This is a genomic window from Shewanella colwelliana, assembly GCF_001735525.1.
GTDB classification, from domain to species: Bacteria; Pseudomonadota; Gammaproteobacteria; order Enterobacterales; family Shewanellaceae; genus Shewanella; species Shewanella colwelliana.
In genome coordinates this window covers 96,663-123,610 of the sequence record NZ_MCBT01000015.1, presented here as the reverse complement: position 1 = coordinate 123,610, position 26,948 = coordinate 96,663, and the positions used below count along the sequence as shown (strand labels likewise).

General features: G+C 46.9%; 26 protein-coding genes. 16 read left to right on the top strand and 10 right to left on the bottom strand.

The annotated features are described in order from the left end of the window. Positions 1–201: 201 nt before the first annotated feature. The 3 genes from BEL05_RS06245 to hslR all read right to left on the bottom strand — a co-directional run bounded on the left by BEL05_RS06245 (position 202) and on the right by hslR (position 3,311). Complete coding sequence (locus tag BEL05_RS06245; protein WP_028763685.1) at positions 202–1,743, bottom strand: phosphoenolpyruvate carboxykinase; 1,542 nt, start codon at positions 1,741–1,743, stop codon at positions 202–204. Positions 1,744–1,950: 207 nt separating this feature from the next. Continuing rightward, positions 1,951–2,811 carry an Hsp33 family molecular chaperone HslO gene (gene hslO / locus BEL05_RS06240; protein ID WP_028763684.1) on the bottom strand — a complete coding sequence of 287 codons (861 nt, stop codon included), beginning with the start codon at positions 2,809–2,811 and terminating at the stop codon, positions 1,951–1,953. A gap of 107 nt (positions 2,812–2,918) precedes the next feature. Continuing rightward, complete coding sequence (gene hslR, locus BEL05_RS06235; RefSeq protein WP_139151833.1) at positions 2,919–3,311, bottom strand: ribosome-associated heat shock protein Hsp15; 393 nt, start codon at positions 3,309–3,311, stop codon at positions 2,919–2,921. A gap of 262 nt (positions 3,312–3,573) precedes the next feature. Here hslR and gspC point away from each other — a divergent pair, with 262 nt between their 5' ends. The 12 genes from gspC (at position 3,574) to BEL05_RS06175 (ending at position 15,241) form a co-directional block, all read left to right on the top strand. Next, positions 3,574–4,491 (top strand): type II secretion system protein GspC, encoded by a 918-nt coding sequence (gspC, locus tag BEL05_RS06230; protein ID WP_028763682.1) that lies wholly within the window; start codon positions 3,574–3,576, stop codon positions 4,489–4,491. Between the two features lie 25 nt (positions 4,492–4,516). Then, complete coding sequence (gspD, locus tag BEL05_RS06225) at positions 4,517–6,637, top strand: type II secretion system secretin GspD (protein WP_028763681.1); 2,121 nt, start codon at positions 4,517–4,519, stop codon at positions 6,635–6,637. Beyond that, a complete protein-coding gene (gene gspE / locus BEL05_RS06220; RefSeq protein WP_028763680.1) occupies positions 6,630–8,201 on the top strand; it encodes a type II secretion system ATPase GspE in 1,572 nt (523 codons plus the stop codon). Before gspD ends, gspE begins: the two co-directional genes overlap by 8 nt. A gap of 3 nt (positions 8,202–8,204) precedes the next feature. Continuing rightward, positions 8,205–9,425 carry a type II secretion system inner membrane protein GspF gene (gspF, locus tag BEL05_RS06215; RefSeq protein WP_069670622.1) on the top strand — a complete coding sequence of 407 codons (1,221 nt, stop codon included), beginning with the start codon at positions 8,205–8,207 and terminating at the stop codon, positions 9,423–9,425. Positions 9,426–9,492: 67 nt separating this feature from the next. Further along, on the top strand, positions 9,493–9,927 hold the full coding sequence (gene gspG / locus BEL05_RS06210; protein WP_069670621.1) for a type II secretion system major pseudopilin GspG: 435 nt from the start codon (positions 9,493–9,495) through the stop codon (positions 9,925–9,927). Positions 9,928–9,942: 15 nt separating this feature from the next. Further along, the gene (gene gspH, locus BEL05_RS06205; RefSeq protein ID WP_028763677.1) at positions 9,943–10,521 is read left to right on the top strand and encodes a type II secretion system minor pseudopilin GspH; all 579 of its coding nucleotides are present in this window, start codon (positions 9,943–9,945) and stop codon (positions 10,519–10,521) included. A 90-nt stretch (positions 10,522–10,611) separates the two neighbouring features. Continuing rightward, complete coding sequence (gene gspI / locus BEL05_RS06200) at positions 10,612–10,983, top strand: type II secretion system minor pseudopilin GspI (protein WP_028763676.1); 372 nt, start codon at positions 10,612–10,614, stop codon at positions 10,981–10,983. Next, positions 10,964–11,713, top strand: coding sequence for a type II secretion system minor pseudopilin GspJ (gspJ, locus tag BEL05_RS06195; protein WP_069670619.1), 750 nt, complete (start codon positions 10,964–10,966; stop codon positions 11,711–11,713). Before gspI ends, gspJ begins: the two co-directional genes overlap by 20 nt. After that, on the top strand, positions 11,706–12,704 hold the full coding sequence (gene gspK, locus BEL05_RS06190; RefSeq protein ID WP_394229749.1) for a type II secretion system minor pseudopilin GspK: 999 nt from the start codon (positions 11,706–11,708) through the stop codon (positions 12,702–12,704). Before gspJ ends, gspK begins: the two co-directional genes overlap by 8 nt. Positions 12,705–12,794: 90 nt before the next feature. After that, on the top strand, positions 12,795–13,982 hold the full coding sequence (gene gspL, locus BEL05_RS06185) for a type II secretion system protein GspL (RefSeq protein WP_069670618.1): 1,188 nt from the start codon (positions 12,795–12,797) through the stop codon (positions 13,980–13,982). Position 13,983: 1 nt separating this feature from the next. Continuing rightward, positions 13,984–14,460, top strand: a complete 477-nt coding sequence (locus tag BEL05_RS06180; protein ID WP_028763672.1) for a type II secretion system protein M — start codon at positions 13,984–13,986, stop codon at positions 14,458–14,460. 22 nt (positions 14,461–14,482) lie between these two features. Further along, positions 14,483–15,241: a type II secretion system protein N gene (locus BEL05_RS06175; protein WP_028763671.1), complete on the top strand. Its 759-nt coding sequence runs from the start codon at positions 14,483–14,485 to the stop codon at positions 15,239–15,241. Positions 15,242–15,317: 76 nt separating this feature from the next. Here BEL05_RS06175 and BEL05_RS06170 read toward each other — a convergent pair whose 3' ends face one another. Both BEL05_RS06170 and rsmD read right to left on the bottom strand, forming a co-directional pair. Further along, on the bottom strand, positions 15,318–15,593 hold the full coding sequence (locus BEL05_RS06170; protein WP_069670639.1) for a DUF1145 domain-containing protein: 276 nt from the start codon (positions 15,591–15,593) through the stop codon (positions 15,318–15,320). A gap of 59 nt (positions 15,594–15,652) precedes the next feature. After that, a complete protein-coding gene (rsmD, locus tag BEL05_RS06165; RefSeq protein ID WP_037428352.1) occupies positions 15,653–16,228 on the bottom strand; it encodes a 16S rRNA (guanine(966)-N(2))-methyltransferase RsmD in 576 nt (191 codons plus the stop codon). A gap of 248 nt (positions 16,229–16,476) precedes the next feature. Here rsmD and ftsY point away from each other — a divergent pair, with 248 nt between their 5' ends. The 4 genes from ftsY to rpoH all read left to right on the top strand — a co-directional run bounded on the left by ftsY (position 16,477) and on the right by rpoH (position 20,971). Beyond that, the gene (gene ftsY, locus BEL05_RS06160) at positions 16,477–18,096 is read left to right on the top strand and encodes a signal recognition particle-docking protein FtsY (protein WP_069670617.1); all 1,620 of its coding nucleotides are present in this window, start codon (positions 16,477–16,479) and stop codon (positions 18,094–18,096) included. A 121-nt stretch (positions 18,097–18,217) separates the two neighbouring features. Beyond that, on the top strand, positions 18,218–18,910 hold the full coding sequence (ftsE, locus tag BEL05_RS06155; protein WP_028763667.1) for a cell division ATP-binding protein FtsE: 693 nt from the start codon (positions 18,218–18,220) through the stop codon (positions 18,908–18,910). Positions 18,911–18,920: 10 nt separating this feature from the next. Then, on the top strand, positions 18,921–19,886 hold the full coding sequence (gene ftsX, locus BEL05_RS06150; protein WP_028763666.1) for a permease-like cell division protein FtsX: 966 nt from the start codon (positions 18,921–18,923) through the stop codon (positions 19,884–19,886). 227 nt (positions 19,887–20,113) lie between these two features. Continuing rightward, positions 20,114–20,971 (top strand): RNA polymerase sigma factor RpoH, encoded by an 858-nt coding sequence (gene rpoH / locus BEL05_RS06140; RefSeq protein WP_028763664.1) that lies wholly within the window; start codon positions 20,114–20,116, stop codon positions 20,969–20,971. 267 nt (positions 20,972–21,238) lie between these two features. On the opposite strand, the gene BEL05_RS06135 is transcribed toward rpoH, so the two are convergent. From BEL05_RS06135 to menD, 5 genes are all read right to left on the bottom strand, one after another. Further along, a complete protein-coding gene (locus tag BEL05_RS06135; protein ID WP_028763663.1) occupies positions 21,239–21,781 on the bottom strand; it encodes a hypothetical protein in 543 nt (180 codons plus the stop codon). 150 nt (positions 21,782–21,931) lie between these two features. Next, a complete protein-coding gene (gene menE, locus BEL05_RS06130) occupies positions 21,932–23,341 on the bottom strand; it encodes an o-succinylbenzoate--CoA ligase (protein ID WP_139151832.1) in 1,410 nt (469 codons plus the stop codon). A gap of 1 nt (position 23,342) precedes the next feature. Continuing rightward, positions 23,343–24,386 (bottom strand): o-succinylbenzoate synthase, encoded by a 1,044-nt coding sequence (gene menC / locus BEL05_RS06125; RefSeq protein WP_069670615.1) that lies wholly within the window; start codon positions 24,384–24,386, stop codon positions 23,343–23,345. Further along, positions 24,383–25,183 (bottom strand): 2-succinyl-6-hydroxy-2,4-cyclohexadiene-1-carboxylate synthase, encoded by an 801-nt coding sequence (menH, locus tag BEL05_RS06120; protein WP_245686951.1) that lies wholly within the window; start codon positions 25,181–25,183, stop codon positions 24,383–24,385. Before menH ends, menC begins: the two co-directional genes overlap by 4 nt. Beyond that, on the bottom strand, positions 25,165–26,868 hold the full coding sequence (gene menD, locus BEL05_RS06115) for a 2-succinyl-5-enolpyruvyl-6-hydroxy-3-cyclohexene-1-carboxylic-acid synthase (RefSeq protein WP_069670614.1): 1,704 nt from the start codon (positions 26,866–26,868) through the stop codon (positions 25,165–25,167). The genes menH and menD overlap by 19 nt, the downstream gene beginning before the upstream one ends. Positions 26,869–26,948: the final 80 nt, after the last annotated feature.

The following is a 26,948-nucleotide window of genomic DNA, read 5'->3' as shown; positions in this document are numbered from 1 at the left end:
TGATAAAAAAATGGCGTCAAAAATAAAGATTGCTCAATATGCATGGTGCTTAAGGGGGAGGTATTATGGAATCGGCAAAAATGCTCTATTAATGGTCAAAAAATAGTGATCAAAAAAATCCCAACCAAGTAAACTTGATTGGGATTTATAACACTCGTTAACCTTGTTTCAGGTCATTTAGCCTTGATGTTGATTAAGAAGTTAAGCCTTAGGGCCTGCACTCTTAATTGCATCAGAAACATCGTATTTAACGAAATTTGCCGCAAACTCTTCTGCTAGTTGCTGGGCATACTTGTCATACTCTGCTTTGTCAGCCCAAGTGTTTACAGGATTCAGTAAGTTGCTATCAACACCTGAAATAGTCACAGGGACTTCGAGGTTAAGTTTGTCGATATGCACGGTCTCAACATCTTTCAACTCACCACTAACGATAGCATCGACAATTGCACGTGTAGTTGGGATATCGAAACGCTTACCCACACCATGTGGCCCCCCGGTCCAACCTGTATTCACTAGGTAAACCTGACTGCCAAACGATTCTATACGCTTCATAAGTAGTTCAGCGTAAACACCCGCTGGACGTGGGAAGAAAGGCGCGCCGAAACAGGTTGAGAAGGTAGACTGAATAGCAGAGGTTGACCCCATCTCAGTTGAACCGACTTTAGCTGTATAACCCGACAGAAAGTGGTAAGCCGCTTGCTCTTTGGTGAGCTTAGACACTGGTGGTAAGACACCAGATACATCACAGGTTAGGAATACCACTGCATTTGGCTCGGCGCCACGGTTTTCCTCTTTGCGTTGAGCGATATGCTCAAGCGGGTAAGCGGCACGGCTGTTTTCAGTTAGGTCAGTGTTGCTGTAATCAGGTACACGATTGTCATCCATGGTCACGTTTTCTAGCACGGTGCCAAAACGGATTGCATCCCAAATGACGGGCTCATTTTTCTGACTAAGGTCGATACATTTTGCGTAGCAACCGCCTTCGATATTAAATACGCCACCAGGTGCCCAACCATGTTCGTCATCACCGATAAGGAAACGCTTAGGATCGGCTGATAGGGTCGTTTTACCTGTGCCAGATAGACCGAAGAACAAGGTGGTGTCGCCATCAGTGCCTACGTTTGCCGAGCAATGCATTGGCAATACGCCCTTTGCTGGCAATAGGAAATTTTGCACTGAAAACATAGATTTTTTCATCTCGCCTGCATACTTCAAACCTGCGAGAAGCACTTTACGGTCGGCAAAGTTGATGATAACGGTTGCATCAGAGTGAGTGCCATCACGTGACGGGTCACAAGTGAAACCTGGTGCGTTCATGATCTGCCAGACAGGCTTGTTTGCCGCGTTAAACTGCTCTGGTACGATAAACAGGTTGCGGGCAAATAGCTGATGCCAAGCCGTCTCTGTGGTTACATTAATTGGCTGATAGTGCTCTATGTCGGCACCCACTTCTAGTTCAGAAACAAAGGTTTCTTTGTCTGAAAGATAGGTTTCAACTCGATCCCAAAGTGCGTTAAAGGCATTCATTTCAAATGGCTTATTTACTGGGCCCCAGTCGATATCATTTTCTGAGCTTGCTTCTTTGACGATAAATCTATCATTGGGTGAGCGGCCTGTGCGTTCACCGGTTTTTGCCACTAATGCACCATTCGCCGTTAGCTCTCCTTCGCCACGAGCGAGTGCAAACTCAATGAGTTGTGCTGTTGAGGGGTTTTTATGAGTTTGCTTAGATCCATCCGCCATCTGTAAGGTCTCCATCTTTTGAGTAGGTTAAGTTACCGATCTATGCCAGCTTGTTATTGTTTTTTCTGCATGCTAGGAGCAGAGCCGTGATTGTAACGTAAGCGCAACGGAATGTGTGAGGAAGATCGTGAAATTAGCTAAAAAAAGAGGGTGCTCACAGGCACCCTCTTAATGGTCTAGTTTGACAGCGTCAATAATGGCGCGTCGTTACTGCTGGGTATCAGAGGTCGGAGCGTTATTAAATAAGGCTTCAACATCAATAGAATCAAAGCTATAGTTGCTGTTGCAATACTCGCATCCCATATCAATTTTGCCTTGTTCTGCCAAAATTGAGTCAAGTTCAGCTTTTGCGACCGTACGAAGTGCCTGACCGCTACGTTCACGCGAGCAGGTACAAGAAAACGTGACATCAATGGGATCGAACAGGCGAACCTCTTCTTGATGATACAAACGATGCAGTACCTCTGTGGCGTCAAGCTCAAACAACTCTTCAGCTTTAATGGTACTCGTGAGCTGCTCTAGGTGCTCGAACTCTGCATTGTGGTCGCTTTCACCTGGTAGCACTTGTAGCAACATCCCCGCGGCTTGCTTGCCATTAGCAAATAAGCGAATCGCTGTGGGTAGCTGCTCTGATTGGGCAAAATATTGCTCTAAACATTCAGCTAAGGTGGGTTTGTCTAGTGCAACTACACCTTGGTAGCGCTCACCATTGGTGGGCGTTAGAGTGATCACCATGTGACCTTGACCCATGAGCTGAGCAATATCGGCATCGGCTGGAATATCACCATCCCAACGAGACACACCGCGCAACTGCTGCAGGTTGTTACCGTTAATCACTGCGAGTGATACTGGGCCAGTACCTTGTACCTGAACACTGATATCACCATCGAATTTCAATGTCGCGGTCAGCAGTGATGTTGCCGCCATCAACTCACCTAACAGGCCTTGGATTGCTGCTGGGTAAGTGTGGGCCGCAAGGATCTCTTGGTAGCTTTTTTCAAGTTGAACGATTTGACCGCGAACATCGGCATTGTCAAATAGGTAACGGTTTAATGTATCTTTACTCATTTCAGTCTCACGGTTACATTTTGTAGACGCCGATTTTTCAGCATCAATTAAATTGCTATATGGTGTTTAGTGGCCAATTTTTCAACGGCTATACCGCATTAAAATCACTAACTTTCTTTAAAACGGATCAGCTGACGACGCTGTTTCTTATCTGGCTTGGTATCTGGCGCTGGGTTATTCAGCACGTTTAAACGTCTGGCTTCGGCATAGGTGGCTCTTTTGGCGATGCTTTCACTCGTTTCTTCATACAAGGTTTGTGCGATAGTCGCCTTGTGACGTTGTTCGGATAACAGCTTAATGACGACCTCTCTGTCGTCATGCCCCTGTCTGAGCCTAATGACGGCATTGACCTCAGCCTGTTTACTCGACTTGGCTCGTTGACCGTTATAGTGTACTTTTCCGCCATTGATCATCTCTTTGGCGATGGCGCGAGTTTTATAAAAGCGCGCTGCCCATAACCATTTATCTAAACGAACTGAAGAGGGGGGTTCAGATCCCATGGTTATTACCTCTACTTAAGTGTATAAAGATGGGTGAGTTCACATGCTGGGCAATAAGTTCCCTGTATCACGGTGCAATCACCTAATATAGCGACCGACTTCACACCCTTTTTAGGCGCGTAAAGTTAGCATATTTAGCCCTTATAGGCCAATTTAGCTAGTGTTATGGGCTTGTTGCCGATAGCAGGGTAGGTTAGCATGAGTCACAAGTTCCTAAATTATCATAATCAGATTAGAGACCTGTATAGAGGGTCCACATAATATGGATTTATTAGACAAAGTTATATCTAAGGCTGCGGCCATCCCGCACAAGCCTTTGAGCGCCGCAACTTTTTGGCTAGGACTAATCGTTGCTATTTATTTGTTGGCGCAGATCACATGGAAGTTAGTGCCTGTTTCGGATACGCCGCAGACCTGGCAAGCTAATCCTATTTCCAGTAGTTCATCTGAGCAGGTGAGCCTTTCTGCATTGCAAAGTCTTGCGCTATTTGGCAAGGCGGACCTCAATGGCGGTAAGCCTAAAGTTGCGCCTGTCGAAGACAAAATTATCGATGCACCCAAAACGTCACTCTCTATTCAGCTCACGGGGGTCGTGGCATCTACCTCCGAACAGAACGGTTTAGCTGTGATTGAGTCTAGCGGTAGCCAAGAGACGTATGGCTTAGGCGATAAGATTAAGGGCACATCGGCTTCGCTTAAAGAGGTGTATGCCGATCGCATTATTATCTCTAACAGCGGGCGATATGAGACCTTGATGCTTGATGGTCTTAAATATGAGACTCAAAGTCAGGCTAATCGTCAGTTACAACAAGCCAAGCGTTCGCGTGGTGTCGAGCAAATTGATCAACGAGACAATCAAGCTGTCGCCGAAGAGCTACAGAGCTCACGTGATGAGTTACTTGCCGATCCAAGTAAAATTACAGACTACCTTGCTATTTCACCGGTTAACAGCGGTGGAGAATTACAGGGGTATCGTTTAAACCCTGGCAAGGATAGAGAACTATTTAAACAAGCTGGCTTTAAAGCCAACGATTTAGCAAAATCAATCAACGGCTATGATCTGACTGAAATGAGCCAAGCATTGGAAGTGATGGCGCAACTGCCAGAATTGACCGAGATCTCCTTGATGGTAGAACGAGAAGGTCAACTGGTTGAGATCATGTTTAGTTTGCCGCAATAAAAAGGGTTTTAGGGGAAGTCATTAAATGAATAATAACAATATTCGCCGCAATCTTATCGCTGGCGTTGTGATGGGGGCGTCTTTGCTGGCACCGCAACTTGCGTGGTCTGAGCAATATGCGGCTAACTTTAAAGGTACGGACATCCAAGAGTTTATCAACATTGTTGGTAAAAATTTGAATCGCACCATCATCGTTGACCCAACGGTTCGCGGCAAGATTAACGTGCGCAGTTACGACTTACTTAATGATGAGCAGTATTATCAATTTTTCCTAAACGTATTGCAGGTTTATGGTTATGCGGTTGTCGAAATGGACAACAACATCATCAAAATCATCAAAGATAAAGATGCTAAAACTTCAGCGATTCGCGTTGCCGATGATGACGCGCCAGGCCTTGGCGATGAGATGGTAACCCGTATTGTTGCTCTGTATAACACTGAAGCAAAACAACTCGCACCACTGTTACGTCAACTTAATGACAATGCTGGGGGCGGTAACGTAGTTAACTACGACCCTTCCAATGTCTTGATGATTTCTGGCCGTGCAGCTGTAGTAAACAAGTTGGTTGAGATTGTTCGCCGTGTCGACAAGCAAGGTGATACCGAAGTACAAGTGGTGCCACTTGAGTTTGCTTCTGCCGGTGAAATGGTGCGTATTATCGATACGCTTTACCGCTCAACTGCCAATCAGTCACAACTTCCAGGCCAAGCGCCTAAAGTGGTTGCCGATGAGCGCACTAACGCCGTGTTGGTCAGTGGTGATGAAAAGAGCCGCCAACGTGTTGTTAGTCTAATTAAGAAGCTCGATGCTGAACAGGCCACAACAGGCAACACCAAAGTACGCTACTTGCGTTATGCCAAGGCAGAAGATTTAGTTGAGGTGTTAACTGGCTTTGCCGAAAAGTTGGCGAGCGACCAAGATAGTGGGCAAGCTCAGGGGGGCCGCAGCAAGCGCCGTAATGAGATCAATATTATGGCTCACGCCGATACCAATGCCTTGGTGATCAGCGCTGAACCGGATCAGATGCGTACCATTGAGAGTGTCATTAACCAGTTAGATATTCGCCGCGCGCAAGTATTAGTTGAAGCCATTATTGTCGAAGTCTCTGAAGGCGATGATGTAGGCTTTGGTATTCAATGGGCGACCGAAGCAGGTGGCGGTACCCAGTTTAATAACTTAGGTCCAACTATCGGTGAGATTGGTGCGGGTATCTGGCAAGCTCAGCCTACAGAAGGTGATTATATTCGGGATCCGATCACTGGTGAGTATGATAAGAAAAATCCAGATAAAAAAGGTGACATTACACTACTTGCTCAGGCGTTAGGCAAAGTCAATGGTATGGCGTGGGGCGTGGCGATGGGTGACTTTGGCGCGCTGATCCAAGCTGTGTCGAGCGACACAAAATCAAATGTACTTGCAACGCCTTCTATCACCACCTTGGATAACCAAGAAGCCTCATTTATCGTTGGTGACGAAGTGCCTATTCTGACAGGTAGTCAGAATTCCAGTAACGGTAACAGTAATCCTTTCCAAACGGTTGAGCGTAAAGAGGTGGGCGTAAAACTTAAAGTCGTACCACAGATCAACGAAGGCACCACAGTTAAGTTGACCATTGAGCAGGAAGTCTCTGGCATCAATGGTAAGACAGGTGTCGATGTCACCTTTGCGACTCGTCGTTTAACCACGACTGTCATGGCCGATTCAGGTCAAATCGTGGTGCTAGGTGGCCTAATTAACGAAGAAGTACAAGAGAGCGTGCAGAAGGTGCCTTTCCTCGGTGATATTCCGGTTATTGGCCACTTGTTCAAGTCATCTTCAAGCGGTAAGAAAAAGAAAAACCTGATGGTGTTTATTAAGCCGACCATTATCCGTGACGGTATCACCATGGAAGGCATTGCTGGCCGTAAGTACAACTATTTCCGCGCGTTACAGCTTGAACAACAAGAGCGTGGCGTTAACTTGATGCCAAGTGCCGATGTTCCGATTCTGGAAGAGTGGAATCAAGAAGCGTACCTGCCACCAGAAGTGAATGACGTGCTGCAGCGTTATAAAGATGGCAAAGGGCTAGATACGCAGATGCGTGAGACTGACCCTGCACTCAAGCATATTTCTGACAACAAACAGCAAGATGCGACCGATGAGTGATCTTCAAGCCGCTCAGAATGATGAGTTAGCCCAAGTATCGAGTGAACTTGGGTTAGCCTCAGAGGCCGAATCCGATGAAGTTTTTCACTCAAGTAGCCGTGAGCGCTTGCCGTTTGCGTTTGCCCACAGATTTGAATTGGTGTTAGACAAAACCCAAGATGGTGCATTAACACTGTATCACACGGCGACAACGCCATTGGAGGCGATGTTAGAGGTTCGCCGTTATACGGGGCAGGAATTGGCATTAAGCCAACTTGACGCGAATGTGTTTGAAGCCAAACTCACCCAAGTTTATCAAGCTAACTCTTCTGAAGCGCAACAGCTGATGGAAGATATTGGCAACGAGATGGATCTGTTTACACTGGCTGAAGAGTTACCACAAACAGAAGATCTGCTCGAGGGGGATGATGATGCACCGATCATTAAATTGATCAACGCCCTACTGTCTGAAGCGATCAAAGAGGAAGCGTCTGATATCCACATCGAAACCTACGAGAAGCAACTTGTGGTGCGTTTCCGTGTTGATGGTGTACTCAAAGAGGTGCTTAAACCTAACCGTAAGCTGTCGTCGCTCTTGGTCTCTCGTATCAAGGTGATGGCACGTCTGGATATTGCAGAGAAGCGTGTGCCGCAAGATGGTCGTATCTCATTACGTATCGCTGGTCGTGCGGTCGATGTGCGTGTCTCGACAATGCCATCGAGCCATGGTGAGCGTGTGGTGATGCGTCTGCTGGATAAAAATGCCGGCAACCTTGACCTCAAACAGCTCGGTATGACAGATGCCATTCGTCACCAGTTTGATGAACTTATCCGTAAGCCGCATGGTATTATTTTGGTGACCGGTCCTACTGGGTCGGGTAAGAGTACGACCTTGTATGCTGGGTTGACTGAAATTAACTCTATCGACACCAATATTCTGACCGTCGAAGATCCCATTGAATATGAGTTAGCCGGTATTGGCCAGACACAGGTGAATACTAAGGTTGATATGACCTTTGCCCGTGGTTTGCGTGCAATCTTACGTCAAGATCCCGACGTGGTGATGATTGGTGAGATCCGTGACTTAGAAACAGCTCAAATTGCTGTACAGGCTTCATTGACGGGTCACATGGTGATTTCGACACTGCATACTAATACAGCCTCGGGTGCGATTACTCGCCTACAAGATATGGGTGTTGAACCTTTCTTGGTCTCATCGAGTCTATTGGGTGTGTTAGCGCAACGACTGATCCGGACCTTATGTCCTAAGTGTAAGACACCACACACACCCGATGCGCGTGAATGTGAACTATTAGGCATAGAGCCTGATGAGGCACACACCATCTATCGTGCCAATGGGTGTTCAGCTTGTGGAAACAATGGCTATCGCGGTCGTACTGGTATCCATGAGCTCTTGGTGGTCGATGATCATGTTCGTGAATTGATCCACACTGGACGCGGCGAGTTAGCGATTGAAAAACATATTCGTCTGTCTGTGCCCAGTATTCGTCATGATGGTATGAGTAAAGTGCTTGCAGGGGTGACTACCCTAGAAGAAGTGCTGCGCGTTACTCGCGAGGAGTAAATCATGCCAGCATTTGAGTACAAGGCATTAGATGCCAAAGGTAAACAGCAAAAAGGGGTTGTCGAAGCTGATACGGCGCGTCACGCTCGTGGTCAGTTGAGAGAGCAGCGGCTAATGCCGCTTGAAATCACGCCTGTTGTTGAAAAAGAGTCTAAGACTAAGTCTGCCAGCTTCAGTTTCAAGCGTGGCATATCGGTGGCCGACCTTGCATTGATCACTCGCCAAATCGCCACACTTGTGGCGGCGGGCTTGCCTGTTGAAGAAGCATTGAAAGCGGTCGGTCAGCAGTGTGAAAAAGATCGCCTTGCTAGCATGGTTATGGCAGTCCGCTCTCGTGTTGTCGAAGGTTATAGCCTTGCCGACTCAATGGCAGAGTTCCCTCATATTTTTGACGATCTCTATCGCGCCATGGTGGCCTCCGGTGAAAAGTCGGGCCATCTTGAAGTGGTATTGAATCGTTTGGCGGATTACACAGAACGTCGTCAGCAGTTAAAGAGTAAAATGACTCAGGCGATGATCTATCCTGTGGTACTCACAGTGGTCGCGATCAGTGTGATTGCTATCTTGCTCGCGGCGGTTGTTCCTCAAGTTGTCGGCCAGTTTGAGCATATGGGGCAAGAGTTACCTTGGACTACCCAATTGTTGATTGCCTCATCTGACTTTATTCGTGACTACGGCGTGATTGTGCTGGGAGTTATCGTCGCTCTGTTTATTGCAGCGAAACAGCTGTTGCGTAGTCCCGCTAACCGAATGAAATTTGATGCGGCTATGTTGGTGATGCCCGTGATTGGCCGCGTCAGCAAAGGCCTTAATACTGCGCGCTTTGCCAGAACATTGAGTATTCTAACGGCCAGTTCGGTGCCACTACTGGATGCCATGCGTATTGCCAGTGAAGTATTGATGAACGTGAAAGTTAGAGCTGCGGTCGAAGAAGCCACAGCCAGAGTGCGTGAGGGAACCAGTTTGGGGGCGGCATTAGCCAACACTAAACTTTTTCCACCAATGATGCTCTATATGATCACCTCAGGTGAAAAAAGTGGTCAGCTGGAGCAGATGCTAGAGCGCGCTGCAGATAACCAAGACAGAGAGTTTGAGTCTAACGTTAACATCGCCTTAGGGGTGTTTGAGCCATTATTGGTGGTCAGTATGGCAGCAGTGGTACTGTTTATTGTATTAGCGATTCTGCAACCGATTTTAGAACTAAATAACATGATCAGTGGTTGATGTATTGCATCAAATCACAGGGTTCTAACGCTCAGGCGTTGGGGCATTTTTTATAGAGGAAGTATTAATGCAAGTAAGAAACAAGCAAAAAGGTTTTACCCTATTAGAAGTGATGGTCGTTATTGTAATTTTAGGGATCCTTGCTTCTATGGTTGTACCTAATCTTATGGGTAACAAGGATAAAGCTGACCAACAGAAAGTGGTATCTGACATTGTTGCATTAGAAAATGCGCTCGATATGTATCGTTTGGATAACAGTATCTACCCGACCACTGAGCAAGGGTTAGAGGCTTTAGTACAGAAGCCAACCATCTCACCTGAGCCACGCAACTATCGTGAAGATGGTTACGTGAAACGTCTTCCGCAAGATCCATGGAGAAATGACTACTTACTGTTGAGCCCTGGTGAACAAGGTAAAATTGATATCTTTAGTGCGGGCCCTGATGGCCAGCCAGGTACCGAAGATGATATCGGTAGCTGGAACCTACAAGACTTCCAATAAGTAGAGTCTGAGTAAATGAAGATGTCACGGCAGTTTGGTTTTACCCTAATGGAAGTGCTACTAGTGGTACTGATAATGGGGTTAGCTGCATCTGCGGTGACCTTTACAACAGGTGGAGCCGATAAGCAGCAAGCGCTTGAGCGTGTTGCCCGCCAGTTTATGGCATCCACCGAGTTGGTGTTAGATGAAACCGTACTAAGCGGCCACTTTATCGGCATTGTCATCGACAAAGATCATTATGAGTTTGTCTTTTATGATGAGGGCAAATGGAAACCGTTACAGCAAGATAGATTACTCGCTGCTCGTGAAATGGAATATGACGTGCAGATGCATCTTACTCTAGAGGGGATGCCATTATCGCAAGAGGACGAGGAGCAAGACTCTTGGTTTGATGAGCCGCTTATAGAGCCATCGGCTGAAGACAAGAAGAAGTTTCCTGAACCACAAGTGATGTTGTTTCCTAGCGGTGAGATGAGTTCTTTTGAATTGGCGTTTGTCAGTAAAGATGAAAGGGGCAATGAGATAGAAGCCTTGGTGATTGGCGATGCATTAGGGCGTTTGACTCTGGGGAGAGACGATGCATTTGATGATTAGGTTATTAAATGTCAAAACGTTACCAACCATAGTGACCACTAAGCGGCTTGGACAATGTGGCATGTGTCGTTTAAGCATCGAGGTAGTGGTGTGAAGCACAATCTACAGGGCATGACATTGTTGGAAGTGATCGTGGCGTTAGCTGTTTTTGCTATTGCCGCGGTCTCAATTACTAAGAGTCTTGGCGACCAAATCGCGAATATGCCGATATTGGAAGAACGCACCTTGGCTCAATGGGTCGCCAGCAACCAGATGGTTGATGCGCGCCTTGAAGGCAAGTTTCCCGAGCTGGGTAAAAAAGAGGGCAGCGTCGATTTGGCCGATAAAGAGTGGTTTTGGCGTAAAGAGGTGATTAAAACCACCGATGACAACTTTCGTATGATACGTATTAGTGTCAGTGATGATGAGCGTTACGGCCGTATCATTGCCCAGGTCAGCAGTTATGTGCTCAAAACAGAATAAGCGTTTACAGGGGTTTACCCTGTTAGAGATGCTCGTGGCAATTGCCATTTTCGCCATGCTAGGACTCGCAGCAAACTCAGTGTTGCATACCGTGATGCAAAATGATGTCGCGACCGAAGAGTTTGCAACTAAGCTCAAATCGATGCAGCAAGGTTTTGGGGCATTAGAGCGCGATTTTGGCCAGATGGTCGCCCGCACACCGCGATTATTAGAGGGTGGACGAGGTAATACCGTGTTGCAGACCGGATCGGACCTGTTTGATTCGGAGTCAGAGGCGATTGTGTTTTATCGTATTGGTTGGCTCAACCCCGATGGTATTTTGCCGCGAGGCAGTTTGCAGTCAGTCGCCTATGTGGTGCAAGACAATAATTTAGAGCGTTGGTACTTTCCCTATCCTGAGCCCGAGTTTGGCGCTGAGCCAATTAAAACCATCGTCATTAGAGATGTGTTATCGGTGGAATACTCCTTTTTTGTCGAAGATAAATGGGAGCGTAAGATTGACGCCACCTCTTTGCCTAAAGCCATTGCGATGGAGGTTGAGGTCGAAGGTTTAGGTAGAATACAACGGAAGTTTTTGCTGCCATTAGGTGCCAGTGTCGCTAAGAGTGACGATAGCGACGGCAATAACAACGACAAAGGCGACGAGAACAACGACGGGACTAGTGACACCGACAGCAACTCGAATGATGACGACGAGAATGGTCGTAAGAGGGGAGACGGTGTTGATTAAATCTCCTCAAAAGCAGCGCGGTGTTGCACTGATTGTCGTACTGCTTATTGTGGCGATGATTGCAATCATCGCCACCAATATTAATAGTCGTAATCAGATATCAGTGCGTCGTACTATCAATTTGGCACAATATGATCAAGCTTATTGGTATGCGATTTCGGCCGAAGAGTTAGCTAAAAAAGTATTGAAGCAAGATCTAGATGATGCCGATGAAGGCAAGGTGCATCGCCAGCAATATTGGGCGCAAGCCGATGTGGTCTTTCCCGCTGAGCTCGGAGAGATAGGCGGGCGAATTAGCGATATGCAGGCATGTTTTAATATTAATGCCCTATCGATAGAGACCAAAGAGGTTGAAAATGGTCAACCTAAACTGCCACTTGCAGCCACCCAATATAAAGGACTGCTTGTTGCACTGGGGATGGATGATTTCTCTGCGGAGCGATTAACGCACACCCTTAAAGATTATATTGACGAGGATACGGTCGCCAGCCCATTTGGGGCAGAGGATGCGGATTATGAATCGCGCACTATTCCTTATCGAGCGGCCAACACCTTAATGAATCATCGCAGTGAACTGCGTGCGGTGATTGGCTATAGCCAAGATATTTACGTTAAGCTTGCTCCCTATATCTGTGCAATCCCAGGGAATGACAGACAAGTATTGAATGTTAACACCATTGAGGTTGAACATGCGGCGCTGTTGGCGGGGATGTTTGACAATAAGATCAGTGTGGGAGAAGCAGAAAGCATTATTAACCAGCGTCCTGGCGATGGTTATGACAGCATTGAGGATTTTTGGGCCAATGGCTCTATCTCTAGCCTGCGCACTGAGAAGAATTTGGAGTCGAGTTTTAGCCTGAAAAGCAGCTACTTTTTATTGGAAGCTGGAGCCAAGGTTGATGGCGCTACTTTTCGCATGGAAAGTGTGATGCGAGTGGCTGGTGGCAATCAGCTTGATATCTTGACGCGCCAATATGGCGGCCAGAAATAATCAGCTTGTTGGTGCCGTTAGGCACAACAGGTTATGTAGAATAAGACAAGCTCATTGAGAGCAACTTAATGAGACTTGTGGAGAAAGACATTGAGTGAACGACTATTTATCCGTTTAGGAAGAAGCATAGAGGACAGCTGCTCTTGGCTAGTGTGGTCCGAGCAAGAGCAAGAGATCATCGCATCAGGAGAACTCGCGGATGCCAAAGCTTTGCCGACCTTAACTGAGCGAGCGGGTAATCGTCCGGTCGACATCTTAGTGCCATCTTCTGCTATTACGTTAACGTCGGTGCAGCTGCCTGAGAAGGGTCAACGCCAAGCGGTCAAAGCATTACCCTTTATGCTGGAAGAGAACCTCGCCGAAAACGTTGATGAGCTGCATTTTGTCACGGGTCCTCGCAATGGCGAGTCCCTCAGCGTGGCGGTTGTTGCCCATGAGCAGATGCAAAACTGGCTGAGCTGGTTAAGCGATGCGGGCATTAAAGCCAAGCAGGTAGTACCTGATTGTTTGGCCTTGCCATTAGCGCAATGCCAGTGGGCGGCGATGAAGTTTGGCCAAGACTACTTGTTGCGTACCAGCCAAGGCGGTGGTGTATGCCTTGATGCCACTTGGTTTCAAGCCACCCTGCCTAAATTAGCCGCCAAAGAGCAAGATGAAACCATAACCTTAGCTAGCTATAGTGATTTTGATATCGACGGCGTTGAAGTCAAGGCTCAGCCTTTAGATCTACCTATGTTAGTTTTGGCTAAAGGCATACTTAATGCGCCTTTAAATTTACTGTCTGGCGTTTACACACCAAAGCGTGAATATGGCAAACACGTATTATTGTGGCGCAATGCTGCCATTGTCATCGGTATTGCGATTGTGCTGTCGCTGGTCAATAAAGGGCTAAACATTCATGAAATGAATGTCGAGCGTGATCGTCTACAAGCTCAGAGTGAAGCGATTTTTAAGCAGGTTGTCGGCAGTTCTCGTGTCGTCAATGTGCGGCTGATGGAAAGTCAGTTACGCAGTCTGCAAGGTTCAGGCGGTGGTACGGCATTTTTCACTATGCTGGATGGATTGAGTGGCGCATTTGCTAAAGTGCCGGCATTAAAGCCGACCAGTTTGCGCTTCGACAGCGGCCGTAATGAACTGCGCATGCAGATCACCGCTAAGAGTTATGCACAGATAGAGCAGTTTAAAGAGATTGTTGCAGCACAGTTCGCGGTTGATTCTGGTGCCATGAATAGCAGTGACGATGAAGTGACTAGCACCTTAACCCTGAGGAGCAAGTAAGATGGAAAACATTAAGACTTGGTGGAATGGGTTAATTCTGCGCGAAAAGCAAATGGTGTCTGTGGGTGGTGTCGTGTTAGCGATAGGGATCCTTTATTGGGGGATTTGGGCACCGATTAGTGGTGCTGAAGCCGATGCTGAACGCGCACTACAGGCGCAACAAAATACCTTAAGTTATGTTAAACAGACTGCCAATAAGATAGCGGGTTTGAAGCAATCGGGTGGTCAAAAGGGGTTTTCGGGCAGTTTAAGTGCCGCGGTGACTCAGTCGGCAAAAGCCTATGGGCTTGAGATCACGCGAATGCAGCCGCAAGGCAAAAAAATTCAGGTGTGGATGGACGAAGTGCCGTTTGATTCACTCTTGGGTTATTTGAGTGACTTAGTGCAAAAGCAAGGGCTGTCGCTTGAAAATATCGATCTAGCTCAATCCGATACACCAGGTTTGGTGAAAGTTCGTCGTATTCAGTTGTCGCAGTAATTAGTGGTTTTAAGGTGTCGTTGTGAGTCTAGTTAAAAAAGTATTAATTGGTGTCGCGGTTTATCTGGTTTTTTTAATCGCCTTGTTTCCCGCCAGCCTAGCCGTTAAATTGGCGCCGCTGCCCAAAAATATCGTGATAAGTGGTGTGTCAGGTACCATCTGGTCAGGCAATATTGATGCACTAACGGTGCAAAAACGTCAGTTGGAATTGATTCAGTGGCAGTTAAGCCCATGGGGGCTGCTGTTAGGTAAAGCTAACCTAGATCTTGTAATTGGTAATCGGGCGAGTGTCGCGAATGGCAAGGGGTTCGTATCACTCTCTATGTCAGGTGTCGATGCATCAGACTTAAGATTTGAAGCCCCCAGTGATTTCTTAATCGGTAATGCGCGTTTACCTTTTAGAACGAAAGTCGACGGCCACTTTAGCCTGATGGTACAAACACTAGAGCAAGGCTTACCTTGGTGTGAACAGCTAGTAGGTAAGTTGTTTGTCCAGGGGTTGCAGGTCAATAACCAGTTTGGTCAATATCCACTTGGTGATATGGCGGTGGGCTTAAGCTGTGTCGATGGTAATATAAAAATTGCCTCTGATGAAACCATGAATCCACTAGGATTGACGGGTCATGCGCTGCTCAAAGCGGATAAGCAGATTCAGGTGACCGCGAAGGTGAGAGAAACCGACGCACAGCCAAACGATCTTAAGCAGGCGCTAAGTTTCCTTGGTAAAAAAGATAGCCAAGGCTACTACCCTATAACTTATCAAGGCCGTCTACCGATATAATAGTAAACAGGCTCCCATAAAAAAGCACCGATCTCGGTGCTTTTTTGTTTTCAGTTGAGAGCCGAAATTGTTGCTATTACTTCTCAGATGCCAGTACTTGTTGGCGATAGTCGAGTAGGCTAAATACACCAAACAGCAGCACTTGCAGATAGGCCGCTTTACTAAGCGGGAGCAGGCTTTTAAAAAGCGTGTGAAAAATCAATACCTGTAGGCTGTGCATCACCACAGTGATGGCGAGCAAAATCGTGAGTAATAAGCCAATATTTCCCTCTACCGGCGCCACAAGGTTATAAAGCATCACTCCCCAAGCAAATAGCGTGACGGCTTTACCCGCTAAAATTATAAATTTCATCATCTACTCTCTTTTCACAACCATTGCGAATTTTATACAGATTGGCTCAATAGCGTGGTTTATGCTTGATATTGATACAAACGGTAGATCACTTGACCTGCCTTTTTCTCTTTTAACTGCACCCAATTATTGGGGACCCTAATGTGTGATAACTCACTCTCTGTCTCAACATATATTTGAGCATTATTGTTAAGCCACTGATTACTATCGAGCAGCACAACACTTTGTTCTGCTAGGCCTTTACGAAATGGCGGGTCGATAAACACAATATCAAACCGATCGTCAGGCGGGGTTGCTAATAAGGCTAAGGTATCCCCTTTGATCACATCGGCATGTTCGCATTTTAGGGTCACTAAGTTCTGTTGCAACTGTTTGGCAGCGCTGGCTTGAAGCTCAAACACTTTGGCATATTTGGCATAGCGAGACAGGGCTTCTAAACATAATGCACCGCTGCCGCCGAAACAGTCGAGCACGCGGGCCCCCACAAGATCGCCTGCTAACCAATTAAACAGCGTTTCTCTGACGCGATCTGTTGTCGGACGTAATCCTTCTAAATCTTGAATCGGCAAACGACGTGAGCGCCACTGTCCTGCAATGATACGAACTTGTCCGCTTGATGGTTGATTTTTAGCCATCTCATACCTGTAAATGTGGTGAAATTAGGGGCGCGTTTTAGCCTGCCAAGAGAAAGTGATAGACTGTAGCGCTAGCTTAAAGTCACTATTTTAACTCAAAGCAAGCTCCAATGGTGCAACGCCCATGGAATAAGCATAAAAATGGTGCGTTTTTCTGCATATTTGAGTCCGCTATCTGGTTATAATGACGGGCGCAAAATGACTTTATACCGAATTTTAAATCAGTTAGTTGAGTACTGGTATTACACATGGCAAAGAAAGGTTTTTTTTCCTGGTTCCGTAAAGACAAATCGAAAGAGGAAGTCGCGGCGCCAGAAGTTGAAGTAGGTGATTCATCGGACGCTCCTGCGACTGAGTCTGTTAAAAGCGAACATGATAATGGCGGCTTGGTCGCCGAGCAGGCCGAGCAGGCAGAGCAGGCAGAGCAAGCGCGTTTAGCTGCAGAGCAGGCCGAGCAAGCCCGTTTAGCTGCAGAGCAGGTCGAGCAAGCCCGTTTAGCTGCAGAGCAGGCAGAGCAGACCCGTTTGGCTGAAGAACAGGCCGAGCAAGCCCGTTTGGCTGCAGAGCAGACCCGTTTGGCTGAAGAGCAGGCAGAGCAAGTCCGTTTGGCTGAAGAACAGGCCGAGCAGGCGCGTTTGGCTGAAGAGCAGGCCGAGCAGGCGCGTTTGGCTGCAGAGCAGGCCGAGCAAGCCCGTTTGGCTGCAGAGCAGGCAGAGCAAGCCCGTTTGGCTGAAGAACAGGCCGAGCAGGCCCGTTTGGCTGAAGAACAGGTCGAGCAGGCCCGTTTGGCTGCAGAGCAGGCCCGTTTGGCTGCAGAGCAGGCAGAGCAAGCCCGTTTGGCTGCAGAGCAGGCCGAGCAAGCCCGTTTAGCGGAAGAGCAGCAGGATGTTGCGAATGAACAACAGCCTGAGCCACAACAAAAGCCAAGCAAAGAGGGTTTTTTTGCCCGCCTTAAGCGTGGTCTAAAGCGTACAAGTGAAAATATTGGTAGCGGTTTTGTTGGCCTATTCAAAGGCAAGCAGATCGATGATGATCTCTTTGAAGAGTTAGAAGAGCAGCTGCTGATCGCCGATGTTGGCGTTGAAACAACCACGCGCTTGATTAGCAGCTTAACTGAGCAAGCTAGCCGCAAGCAGCTTAAAGATGGTGAAGCCCTCTATGAACTGATGCGTGAAGAGATGCAAAAGACATTAGAGCCAGTCAGCATCCCATTAGTGCCTGAAAACAGTGAAGGGCCTTTCGTTATTTTGATGGTGGGTGTCAACGGTGTCGGCAAGACAACCACTATTGGTAAGCTTGCTAAGCAGTATCAAAAACAGGGTAAGTCTGTCATGTTAGCAGCTGGGGATACTTTCCGCGCTGCGGCAGTAGAGCAGCTGCAAGTGTGGGGACAGCGTAATGATATTCCTGTTGTCGCACAGCACACTGGCGCAGACAGTGCGTCAGTATTGTTTGATGCGCTGCAAGCGGCTCGCGCACGTAATGTCGACATTTTGATTGCAGATACAGCGGGTCGATTGCAAAACAAAGCGCACCTCATGGACGAGCTGAAAAAAGTGGTCCGAGTGATGAAGAAGCAAGATGAGTCGGCACCGCACGAGGTGATGTTGACCTTAGATGCAAGTACTGGTCAAAATGCGATTAGTCAAGCGCAGCTGTTTAAAGAAGCCGTAGGTGTAACAGGCATCACCATCAGTAAATTAGACGGTACGGCAAAAGGTGGTGTTATCTTTGCGATTGCTGATAAGTTTGGTATACCTATTAGACACATAGGTGTGGGCGAGCAGATTGATGATCTACGTCCATTCGATGCAAAAGACTTTGTCGATGCACTCTTTAGCCATGAAGGTGATGAGTCAGCGTCATAATGGATATTCGCCCACTAAATGAGGGCGATATGTTGATGCAAAATGCATAACTTTAGTGCCAGTTAAATTAACGATGTGTGCTATGTATTAGTGAGATTGGTATCACTGAGATTGGGTATTTATGATTCGATTTGAGCAGGTAAGCAAAGTTTATCCAGGTGGACAGAAGGCGCTCACTGATGTGAGCTTTCACTTGAAGCGTGGAGAGATGGCGTTTTTAACTGGTCATTCAGGGGCTGGTAAAAGTACCCTGCTTAAATTGATCACCGTGATTGAGCGTGCCAATGCTGGTCGCGTATCAATCAATGGTCATGATATTGCCGCTATTCGTCCTAAAGATGTGCCTTACCTTCGCCGTGATATCGGCATGATTTTCCAAAACCACCATCTGCTAATGGATCGCAGCGTCTTTGACAATATTGCTCTACCTCTTGTGATAGAGGGGTTTGCGCTACATGAGATTAAGAAACGCGTATTGGCTGCGTTAGATATGGTTGGCTTATATGGTAAAGAGCGCCATTATCCTATTATGTTATCTGGTGGTGAGCAGCAACGCGTTGGTATTGCTCGCGCGATTGTAAATAAACCACCACTGCTGTTAGCCGATGAACCGACAGGTAACTTAGATCCCAAGTTGTCGATGGATATTCTTCGTTTATTTGAAACCTTCAATGATGCGGGGACCACAGTGCTGATAGCTACCCATGATTTAGGATTGATCGCGCGAATGAAGTACCGCACGTTAACCCTGAAGCAGGGACGAGTGTTAGGTGGGGACGAACTAGCGACTCACACACCGTTTGCGACGACTTAAGGAGCCTGGTATGAGTCAAAAGCCTCAATTGGTGCGCAGCAAGTTACCGTTTACTGGTAGAATTGTGATGTTCTTTATCCGCCACATTCAACATGCCATGGGAAGCATGGGGGAGTTATGGCGTAATCCTGTGTCATCGCTAATGACCATGGCCGTCCTCGGTGTCAGCCTTAGTTTGCCCGCCGCATTGCAGGTACTGGTTAAGAATGCGGAAACGATCACTCAATCGTGGAACAGTGCTGCCGAAATCTCGTTGTTTATCGATGAAGGGCGCAGTGAACGCACAATACAAAGCCTTATCAGTCGGATTAGTGCCTACTCGGAAGTCAGCGAAGTTAACTATATCAATCGCGATCAGGCTTTAGAGGAGTTTCAGCGTCTATCTGGGTTCGGCGAGGCTTTGGCTTACCTAGATGAAAACCCGTTGCCAGCGGTCGTGATGGTGACTCCTAGTATCAAATATGCCAGCCCAAATGGGGCGCGTGAGTTACTTAAAAAGCTCGAACTTGAGCCGGAGGTAAGTTTTGGCCGCCTCGATATCGAGTGGCTAGAGCGCCTGCAAGCGGTTGTGCGTCTACTAGAGCGAACGGTATTGGCGATAGCCGCCTTATTGGTGTTGGCTGTGGTGCTAGTGATAGGTAACACTATTCGTTTGGCCATTATGAATCGCCGTACTGAGATTGAAGTGATGAAGCTGGTGGGCGCAACAGAAAGCTTCATTCAGCGACCTTTTCTTTATACTGGTATCTGGTATGGGATTATTGGTGGAATTTTGGCCTGGGTGATTATCAACCTACTGGTTTGGTATCTCGATGGCGCTTTAGCCCAGCTGTTAGGTTTATACGGTAGTAGCTTAGAGATGCAGTCGCTAACATTAGTAGAATTGGGGCAGTTAGTGATGCTTGCATCTTTCTTAGGTTGGCTCGGCTCTTACCTTTCTGTGCGCCAGCACTTGCGCGCGATTGAGCCCTCTTAACCAAGTCAAAATCAGCTTGATGAACTAATGTTCATTTGCAATGTCTATAATTTTGGTTGAAATTAGTGACTGTTCGTTTGCATCTGTTGACATAGACTGGCAGATCACCGATAGTTCATCAGCTTGTCCTTGTATAACAGCGTTTATCATGCGGACACGCGCCCAGTACTCTGGGCGACAAGCGTTAAAATGAGTTAAATTTTTAGAGATAAGAAGTAGGAGCGTTAATGACAAGTCAAACGCAATCAATGGCACTAGTTGTCCCTCAAAGCAGTGGTAGTTTAGAGGCTTATATCCATTCTGCGCACAACATTAGCATGTTGGAGCCACAGGAGGAGTATGAGTTAGCGAAGCGCCTGCAAGAGACTGGTGACATTCAGGCTGCGAAGCAGTTGATTATGTCTCATCTTCGTTTTGTTGTTCATGTCGCTAAAGGTTACTCTGGTTACGGTCTCCCACAGGCAGATCTTATCCAAGAAGGTAACATTGGCTTGATGAAGGCGGTGAAACGTTTTGATCCTGATGTTGGCGTACGCCTTGTCTCATTTGCAGTGCATTGGATTAAAGCTGAAATTCACGAGTACGTGCTTAAAAACTGGCGTATCGTTAAAGTTGCTACAACTAAGGCGCAACGTAAGCTTTTCTTCAACCTTCGTAAAGCAAAGAAACGTCTTGGTTGGTTTAGCGATGAAGAAGTGACTATGGTCGCTGAGAACCTAGGTGTATCGAAAGCCGATGTGACTGAAATGGAATCACGTATGGCGGCGCAAGATCCAGCATTTGATCTAGCAAGCGACAACGATGACGATCAAGATTACTCACCAGTTCATTATTTAGAAGATCACTCTTCAGATCTTGCTTCTCAAGTTGAGAATGACAACTTAGAAGCCGATAACCAGACGCGACTGTTGGCAGCAATCAAGACCCTTGATGAGCGTAGCCAACACATTTTACAAGCACGTTGGTTAGATGAAGAGAAAACGACCTTGCAAGAGCTCGCGGCAACTTACCAGGTGTCGGCAGAGCGAATCAGGCAGCTTGAAAAGAACGCCATGAATAAGCTCAAAGGGCGCATGGAAGTTTAATCTGCCTATTGCAAATAAAAACCTGCTATCTAGCAGGTTTTTTTATGTCTAGCGTTTAGCTCTTTCATCTGTCATGCCAATTAATGTCAAGGTATGGTCGCTGAGCCAGAGTTTAGCGATTCTGAGGCAAGGCCCTAAATTGCTCCTTCATTAAGGGTATTCACAAGGTCCCTGTTGATTGCAACGAGTGAAGAACATAGCCACTCTACGTTTAAGCTGGTTAACACTGCATCAAAGGCGCAATAACTCGCTGAGTAGATCACTCTCTTATACTGATTGGTTAAGCCCCATATTACGATTGGCTTGGCGCTGTTGGCTGCGAGCCGCTTCAAGCTGAGTATTTATTGTTTTTAATAAATTGCATAGTTGCCTGCTATGGTCGCTGAGCATATCGTCATCTCGCTGTTCATTTTGAACCTTGTCGGCAGGCAAGTGACTGTTTGCATTGCCACTATCTCTTTCTTGGAGTTCGGTGCTCCATTGGTTGGCTATTGCTAATATCAGGTGCTCAGATTGTGTCAATTGGCCTTGATTTAACTCTTTAACAAACAGTAATCGACTCGCTTCAAATAAACAATGTAGGGTTAGCTCAGAGGATAAAACTTGCTCTGAAGTATTATCCATGGGCGGCAACCAAATTGGTTGGCCTTGGGTAAAAACTAAAGCCGCTACAGAATGAGTTACCGTGCTTAATGAGGTTGCACCTGCAAAAAGTTGCTGCACGTTAGTTGAGTGCAACAAGCTTAAATTTAGCCTGTGTGCCAAGGTCGCTTTCGTCCATTGCTGACCGAGAGATCGTATTAGTGTCATCGCTATTCTATCAATGAGGAGAGCCATTAATTGGCGCTGCCAAGATTACATCGGTGGCATTATGCCTCCGGGGTTAGGGGGCTACAACTATTACCTTAAAGGTTTGTGACCTATTCAGGTCGTTGTATCCCATATGACTTTGCAAGTGGTTTAGGAGCTCTCTTTATGATGCAATGCAGCTTGTATAATTTGCTTGCGAGATACTTTAAGGCTAATGGTTTCCACTTCTGGCCAAGGCAGGTAATACCTTGGGCGTTTGAAGCGCGCAAGTGTTTGGCTGATAAAACTCTCTAGCTCAGCTTCGTCTGGCATTGTACCTTGCACGATTGCGGCGGGTAGTAGGCCAAATTCGCTATCTTTCATCGGAAATACGATAGCATCGCTAATCATCGGGTGGCGCTTAAGGGCTGCTTCAACCTCTTCGGGCTGAATATTTTCTCCGCCACAAATGAACATATTATCTACTCGGCCAGTGATCACTAAATCGTCTTGTTGATCCCAGTAGCCGAGATCTTTAGTGGCAAACCAGCCGTCTTTATCTAATTCTCGCCGTAGTCCACTTTGTCCATCAAAGGTTAGATAGCCGAGAAACAAAGTATCGCCTTTAACGTAAATAGCATGGTCGACAATTTTCAGTTGCCGATTGGGCAGTAGCTTACCGCTACTTCCTTTGGTGGTGGCTAGGCCTGTCGTAATTTGCGAACTCATTTCAGTCATACCATAACTGGTATAGGCGTTAATATTGAGTGGCTTAAGTTGTTCGAGCAGGGTAGAAGAAATAGCGCCCCCCCCGAGTAATAGGGCTTTAATGTTTTGCAGCGCATTGGCATCTTGACGCAATATTCTAACCAGTTGAGTCGAAACGAGTGATAGATGGGTCAATTTTATTTCGCTCAGTTGCTCCACCATGTCGACACCTGTCATTGCAATAGTGAGCGCTGCGCCAGCCACTGCGCAGCGATTCACAATGGCTAATCCGCCTATATGGAACAATGGCAGTGACAGTAGCCAGTTGTCGTCTTGGGTTAACTCGATAAGCTGGCTTGAGCCTTGTGCACTGGCAATGTGGTTAGCTAAACAATGCACGGCGGCTTTAGGTTGACCACTGCTGCCAGACGTTAAAATGGCATTACAGGGCGTATCTAGGTTGACTGTTGGCGCTTGGGAGGAAGCATCAGTACTGAAGTCTAATACGATACAAGTGTCAGGACATTTTGCACAAAAATCTGCAGACGCCCAGAAATGGCTAAGGCGATATAACACTGCTAGCTCGGCGATCTGTTGCTGAGGAAAACGGCCCGAGAGCGGACAAAATAGCACGCCAGTATCGATACATGCCCAATAGAGAACAATTAACTCAACCGAATTATTGTCTATACATGCTAAACGATCACCTTCTTTTAGGCCTTGTTGTTTAATCTGGCTGGCTATTGCACAGACTTTTTGGCTTAATTCTAAGTAGGTGAGGCAGATATATTGCTGGCCATTCCACACATAAATAGCGGTTGCGTTTGGCGTTTGCTGAGCGCATAAATGCAGGGGGGACAATGTTGGGGTCACCTTAGATCTCCGCCTCAAGATGGCTGAGCAAGGTCAACTCTTCAGCGCTCAAACAGCGTACTTTACCGCTGCTGACAATCAGATCGCAATTAAATGCGGACAAGGTATCGAGCCCTGGCGGTTCGTCAGGGGTTAATGCTTGGCTCAACACTCGCAGTGCATCAATGCCTAAGCTAGTCTCTAGGCTAGAACTCATGATGGTTCTTACACCATGAGAATGTGCCGTATCGATAAGTGCTTGCAAGTGTTCAATGCTGCCAATCAACATGGGCTTTAATATTAATGCTGTTAACCCCGGTAACATCGAAAATTGATAATTGGGATCATTTAGGCTCTCGTCTAAGGCGTAAGGAATACCTATAGCGTTAAACAGATGTTGATTGTCAGTCGCTTTTTTACAGGGCTCTTCTATATATTCCACGGCATCTAGTGGTAAGCAGGCACAAAACTCTATGGCCTGTTCTAGCTCAAATGCTTGGTTAGCGTCGAGTCTCAATTTAAGATCTGGGCGAATGGCAAGTACGTGATGGATCAGTTGGATCTCATCTTCCATTGAGGTTTGACCCACTTTAATTTTAACGCGATGAATAGAGGGGGCTAGTTGGCTCACTCGCTCAGTTAGATACTCAATGGGTTCATCTTGGCGGCGATAGAGTAAAGGAATTGAGTTGTGAAGATTGTGTCGACTATGGCTGAGATGCCCCTTCAGCTTGGCATGGAGCAAGCTGAGTCCAAAGGCCATGGAGGGAAGGTTTGTTTGCTCAGCAAGATCTAATAACTTATCGATTGGCTGATTGATCAGTGACTCCATCGAATCGAGTAGACACTGACTGACCTCCTGTAGACTCTCTTGGCTAAACCCACCTAATGCTTGCCCATCGATATCAATGCCTGACAGGGGCGCAATCTCTACTGAATGCTGTTGGTCGCCACTTGTCGCCTGTAATACCAAGCCTTCGCGAGTGTCGATTCTATGCTTGCCTACTGGCAGTAGTTTGTCCAAGGGGAGCTGGTAACGCAGCAGCGTTAGGCTAGTAAGGTTCATTGAGTATCCTGTATGAGTTGCTGGATAAGCCGTTCGCAAAACGCTTGCCCATTAGCTAAGTGCACATTGTGACCCACGTTATCGAAGTGGTGCAGTGTGATGCTTGCTTGCTGTTGCCATGCTTGTGCTAAGTTTGAGAACTTACTGTCATCTTTTCCGACAAAATAATGCCATTTTATTGCTGATTGATTAGGAATATTTGACAAATCTTGCTGCAAACCGAGAGAAGTTGCTAAATAAATTGCGCCTAATGCGGCTGGATTATTATGTTGGCGACGTTCGATAAGTCTACTTCGAGCTACCTCCGATAAGTCTGCAAAAACCCCTTGTTGATACCAGCGTGCGAGAAATGTTGAAATAGGGCAAGTTGTTAGTAGCTGATGCCATTGTTGATCGCTTTGTAAGCGTGCATGTTTTTCAGCTTCGATGGTTAAACCTGGGTGGCAAGACTCTAGCGTGACACTGAGTAATTGTGCTGGAAATAGTTTTGCTAGGTGCAGGGCAATGCGACCACCTAGCGAATAGCCAAGCAAGTGAAACTTATCGATATGAATACCTGCTAAGGTTTGTTGGATCAGCTGTGCAACTTGTTCAAAGCCTGGAGAGACTAGCTCGATGTGAGGGCTGGCTCCGTGTCCAGGGAGATCGATACAGACACAGTGGAAATGCCGACTCAGTCTAGGCATTAAGTCGTGCCAATCTGCCTTGTCCCCGAGAAACCCATGCAGCAACACTAAGTTAGGCTGGTTTGAGTCTCCATAACACCTCACGGCAAGCATTAGCTTTGCTTTATCCATGAGGCGAGGCGGGCAATTTGTGTACTGGCTTGGTCTTGGGCAACGGTCACTTCAATGACTGATGCACCAGGATGGGCAATGGCATCACGGTATACCTCATTAAAACTGACAATGTCATCAACTTGATTATAGGCTAAACCAAACATAGCGGCGGCGTAACCAAACTCAAAACCGTGGGCGAGTCGATAATAGTCATTGCGCAGTTTCTCATCTGGAACGGGCAGTAAGTTAAAGATATTGCCGCCATCATTATTGAGCACCACGATCACCAACGGACTCGTTAGTTGTGCTGCAATAGCTAACGAGTTCAGGTCGTGCAGTTGAGAAATATCGCCAATAATCAGCGTTGTCGCCTGCTTATTGTGAGCCGCGACACCACAGGCGGTAGCCAATAGACCATCAATTCCCGATGCTCCACGATTGGTGTAAACCTGAGCCGAAGTACTGGAGATAGGTGCGTACATATCATAGAGCCTGATTGGCAAACTATTTCCTATGAACAGTTTCTGGTCAGTTTGTGTTGCAATGCTACGTATCACTTGGGCTTCGCCAAATTCACCATTATCGATCTGTTGTTCAAACAGCGTAGCGAGTCTTTCATTGAGTGTGGTGAGGGAGGCTGACCAGTTTGCCTGCGATGAACGTGGCCATGGCAAATTACTAAAGGCACTGATAGAACATAACCACACCTGCTTAGCGGTATGACTCGGATCTAAGCGCTGCTGCCGAGGTAATACTTGCCAGTAGCTTTTCCATTTATGTTCGCTAAGAAATGCTATGAGTCGTTTTGATAATAGCCGCCCACCAAATACCAAAACCTTGTCAGCCTGCTCAAGTAGAGAGATAGCCTTAGGTTGCAATAGTAGCTGATCTATATTGCCTATGGTGGCACAGTGCTGACGCAGTTGTGATTGTGCATCAGTGAGTATTGGCCAACCGAGCTTCTGTGCCAATTCGACAATCAACTCTGGTTTTTCATGGGCTGCTAAGGTGCCAGCAACGATCACGCCTTTGCCGTGCACAAACCTAGCTAATGCATCGGCTGTCGGCGCACTCTCTAACTTAGGTTTGCCATATTGGGTATAAGGCTGTGAGACATGTTGCCAATTGCCTAAGGTGCTTAAATAGTCTGAAAAATCCGCGCTCATGGTCTGCGGATAAAGCGGCTCGCGATACATACAGTTGATGTGTACCGGCTGAGATTGATTGGCAATAGCATTGTCTAGCGTGGTTAATAGAGCCTCTGGACGAATACTCTGATCGGGTGTGGGCAGGTTTACCTGTTGAGCATAATTACCAAATATCGCAGGCTGAACGATGGCCTGATTGGCACCGCAATCAAGCAGTTCTGGTGGCCGGTCTCCTGAAAGAACGATTAACGGGACATGAGTTAACCAAGCTTCTACGATTGCAGGATAAAGATTGGCGACAGCGGTACCAGAGGTGGTGATAATAGCTACTGGCGCGAGGCTCGCTTTGGCTAATCCTAATGCCAGAAAGCCTAAGCCGCGTTCATCAAAATGCAGATGCTGTTTTAACTTGGTCTGCTTTGCCGCTGCCAATGTTAAGGGGGTAGAGCGAGAGCCTGGAGCCATACACACATGCTGTACGCCCAGACGTGCTAGCTCTTCAAGTATGAGCGAGCCCCAAAGGAGATTTAGTTCGGCTGTTTTTTCAATCTGCATAGTAGCTTGGCCAAGAGAATGATTGTATTAGTTTATCTTGAACTTAATAGTAAGGGAAACTGGCCTCATAAACTGTTACC

Coding starts and splice junctions, on each gene's coding strand:
- BEL05_RS06245 (WP_028763685.1), bottom strand. CDS start 1,743: ATGGCGGATGGATCTAAGCAAACTCATAAAAACCCCTCAACAGCACAA.
- hslO (WP_028763684.1), bottom strand. CDS start 2,811: ATGAGTAAAGATACATTAAACCGTTACCTATTTGACAATGCCGATGTT.
- hslR (WP_139151833.1), bottom strand. CDS start 3,311: ATGGGATCTGAACCCCCCTCTTCAGTTCGTTTAGATAAATGGTTATGG.
- gspC (WP_028763682.1), top strand. CDS start 3,574: ATGGATTTATTAGACAAAGTTATATCTAAGGCTGCGGCCATCCCGCAC.
- gspD (WP_028763681.1), top strand. CDS start 4,517: ATGAATAATAACAATATTCGCCGCAATCTTATCGCTGGCGTTGTGATG.
- gspE (WP_028763680.1), top strand. CDS start 6,630: ATGAGTGATCTTCAAGCCGCTCAGAATGATGAGTTAGCCCAAGTATCG.
- gspF (WP_069670622.1), top strand. CDS start 8,205: ATGCCAGCATTTGAGTACAAGGCATTAGATGCCAAAGGTAAACAGCAA.
- gspG (WP_069670621.1), top strand. CDS start 9,493: ATGCAAGTAAGAAACAAGCAAAAAGGTTTTACCCTATTAGAAGTGATG.
- gspH (WP_028763677.1), top strand. CDS start 9,943: ATGAAGATGTCACGGCAGTTTGGTTTTACCCTAATGGAAGTGCTACTA.
- gspJ (WP_069670619.1), top strand. CDS start 10,964: ATGTGCTCAAAACAGAATAAGCGTTTACAGGGGTTTACCCTGTTAGAG.
- BEL05_RS06180 (WP_028763672.1), top strand. CDS start 13,984: ATGGAAAACATTAAGACTTGGTGGAATGGGTTAATTCTGCGCGAAAAG.
- BEL05_RS06170 (WP_069670639.1), bottom strand. CDS start 15,593: ATGAAATTTATAATTTTAGCGGGTAAAGCCGTCACGCTATTTGCTTGG.
- rsmD (WP_037428352.1), bottom strand. CDS start 16,228: ATGGCTAAAAATCAACCATCAAGCGGACAAGTTCGTATCATTGCAGGA.
- ftsY (WP_069670617.1), top strand. CDS start 16,477: ATGGCAAAGAAAGGTTTTTTTTCCTGGTTCCGTAAAGACAAATCGAAA.
- ftsE (WP_028763667.1), top strand. CDS start 18,218: ATGATTCGATTTGAGCAGGTAAGCAAAGTTTATCCAGGTGGACAGAAG.
- ftsX (WP_028763666.1), top strand. CDS start 18,921: ATGAGTCAAAAGCCTCAATTGGTGCGCAGCAAGTTACCGTTTACTGGT.
- rpoH (WP_028763664.1), top strand. CDS start 20,114: ATGACAAGTCAAACGCAATCAATGGCACTAGTTGTCCCTCAAAGCAGT.
- BEL05_RS06135 (WP_028763663.1), bottom strand. CDS start 21,781: ATGACACTAATACGATCTCTCGGTCAGCAATGGACGAAAGCGACCTTG.
- menC (WP_069670615.1), bottom strand. CDS start 24,386: ATGAACCTTACTAGCCTAACGCTGCTGCGTTACCAGCTCCCCTTGGAC.
- menH (WP_245686951.1), bottom strand. CDS start 25,183: ATGGATAAAGCAAAGCTAATGCTTGCCGTGAGGTGTTATGGAGACTCA.
- menD (WP_069670614.1), bottom strand. CDS start 26,868: ATGCAGATTGAAAAAACAGCCGAACTAAATCTCCTTTGGGGCTCGCTC.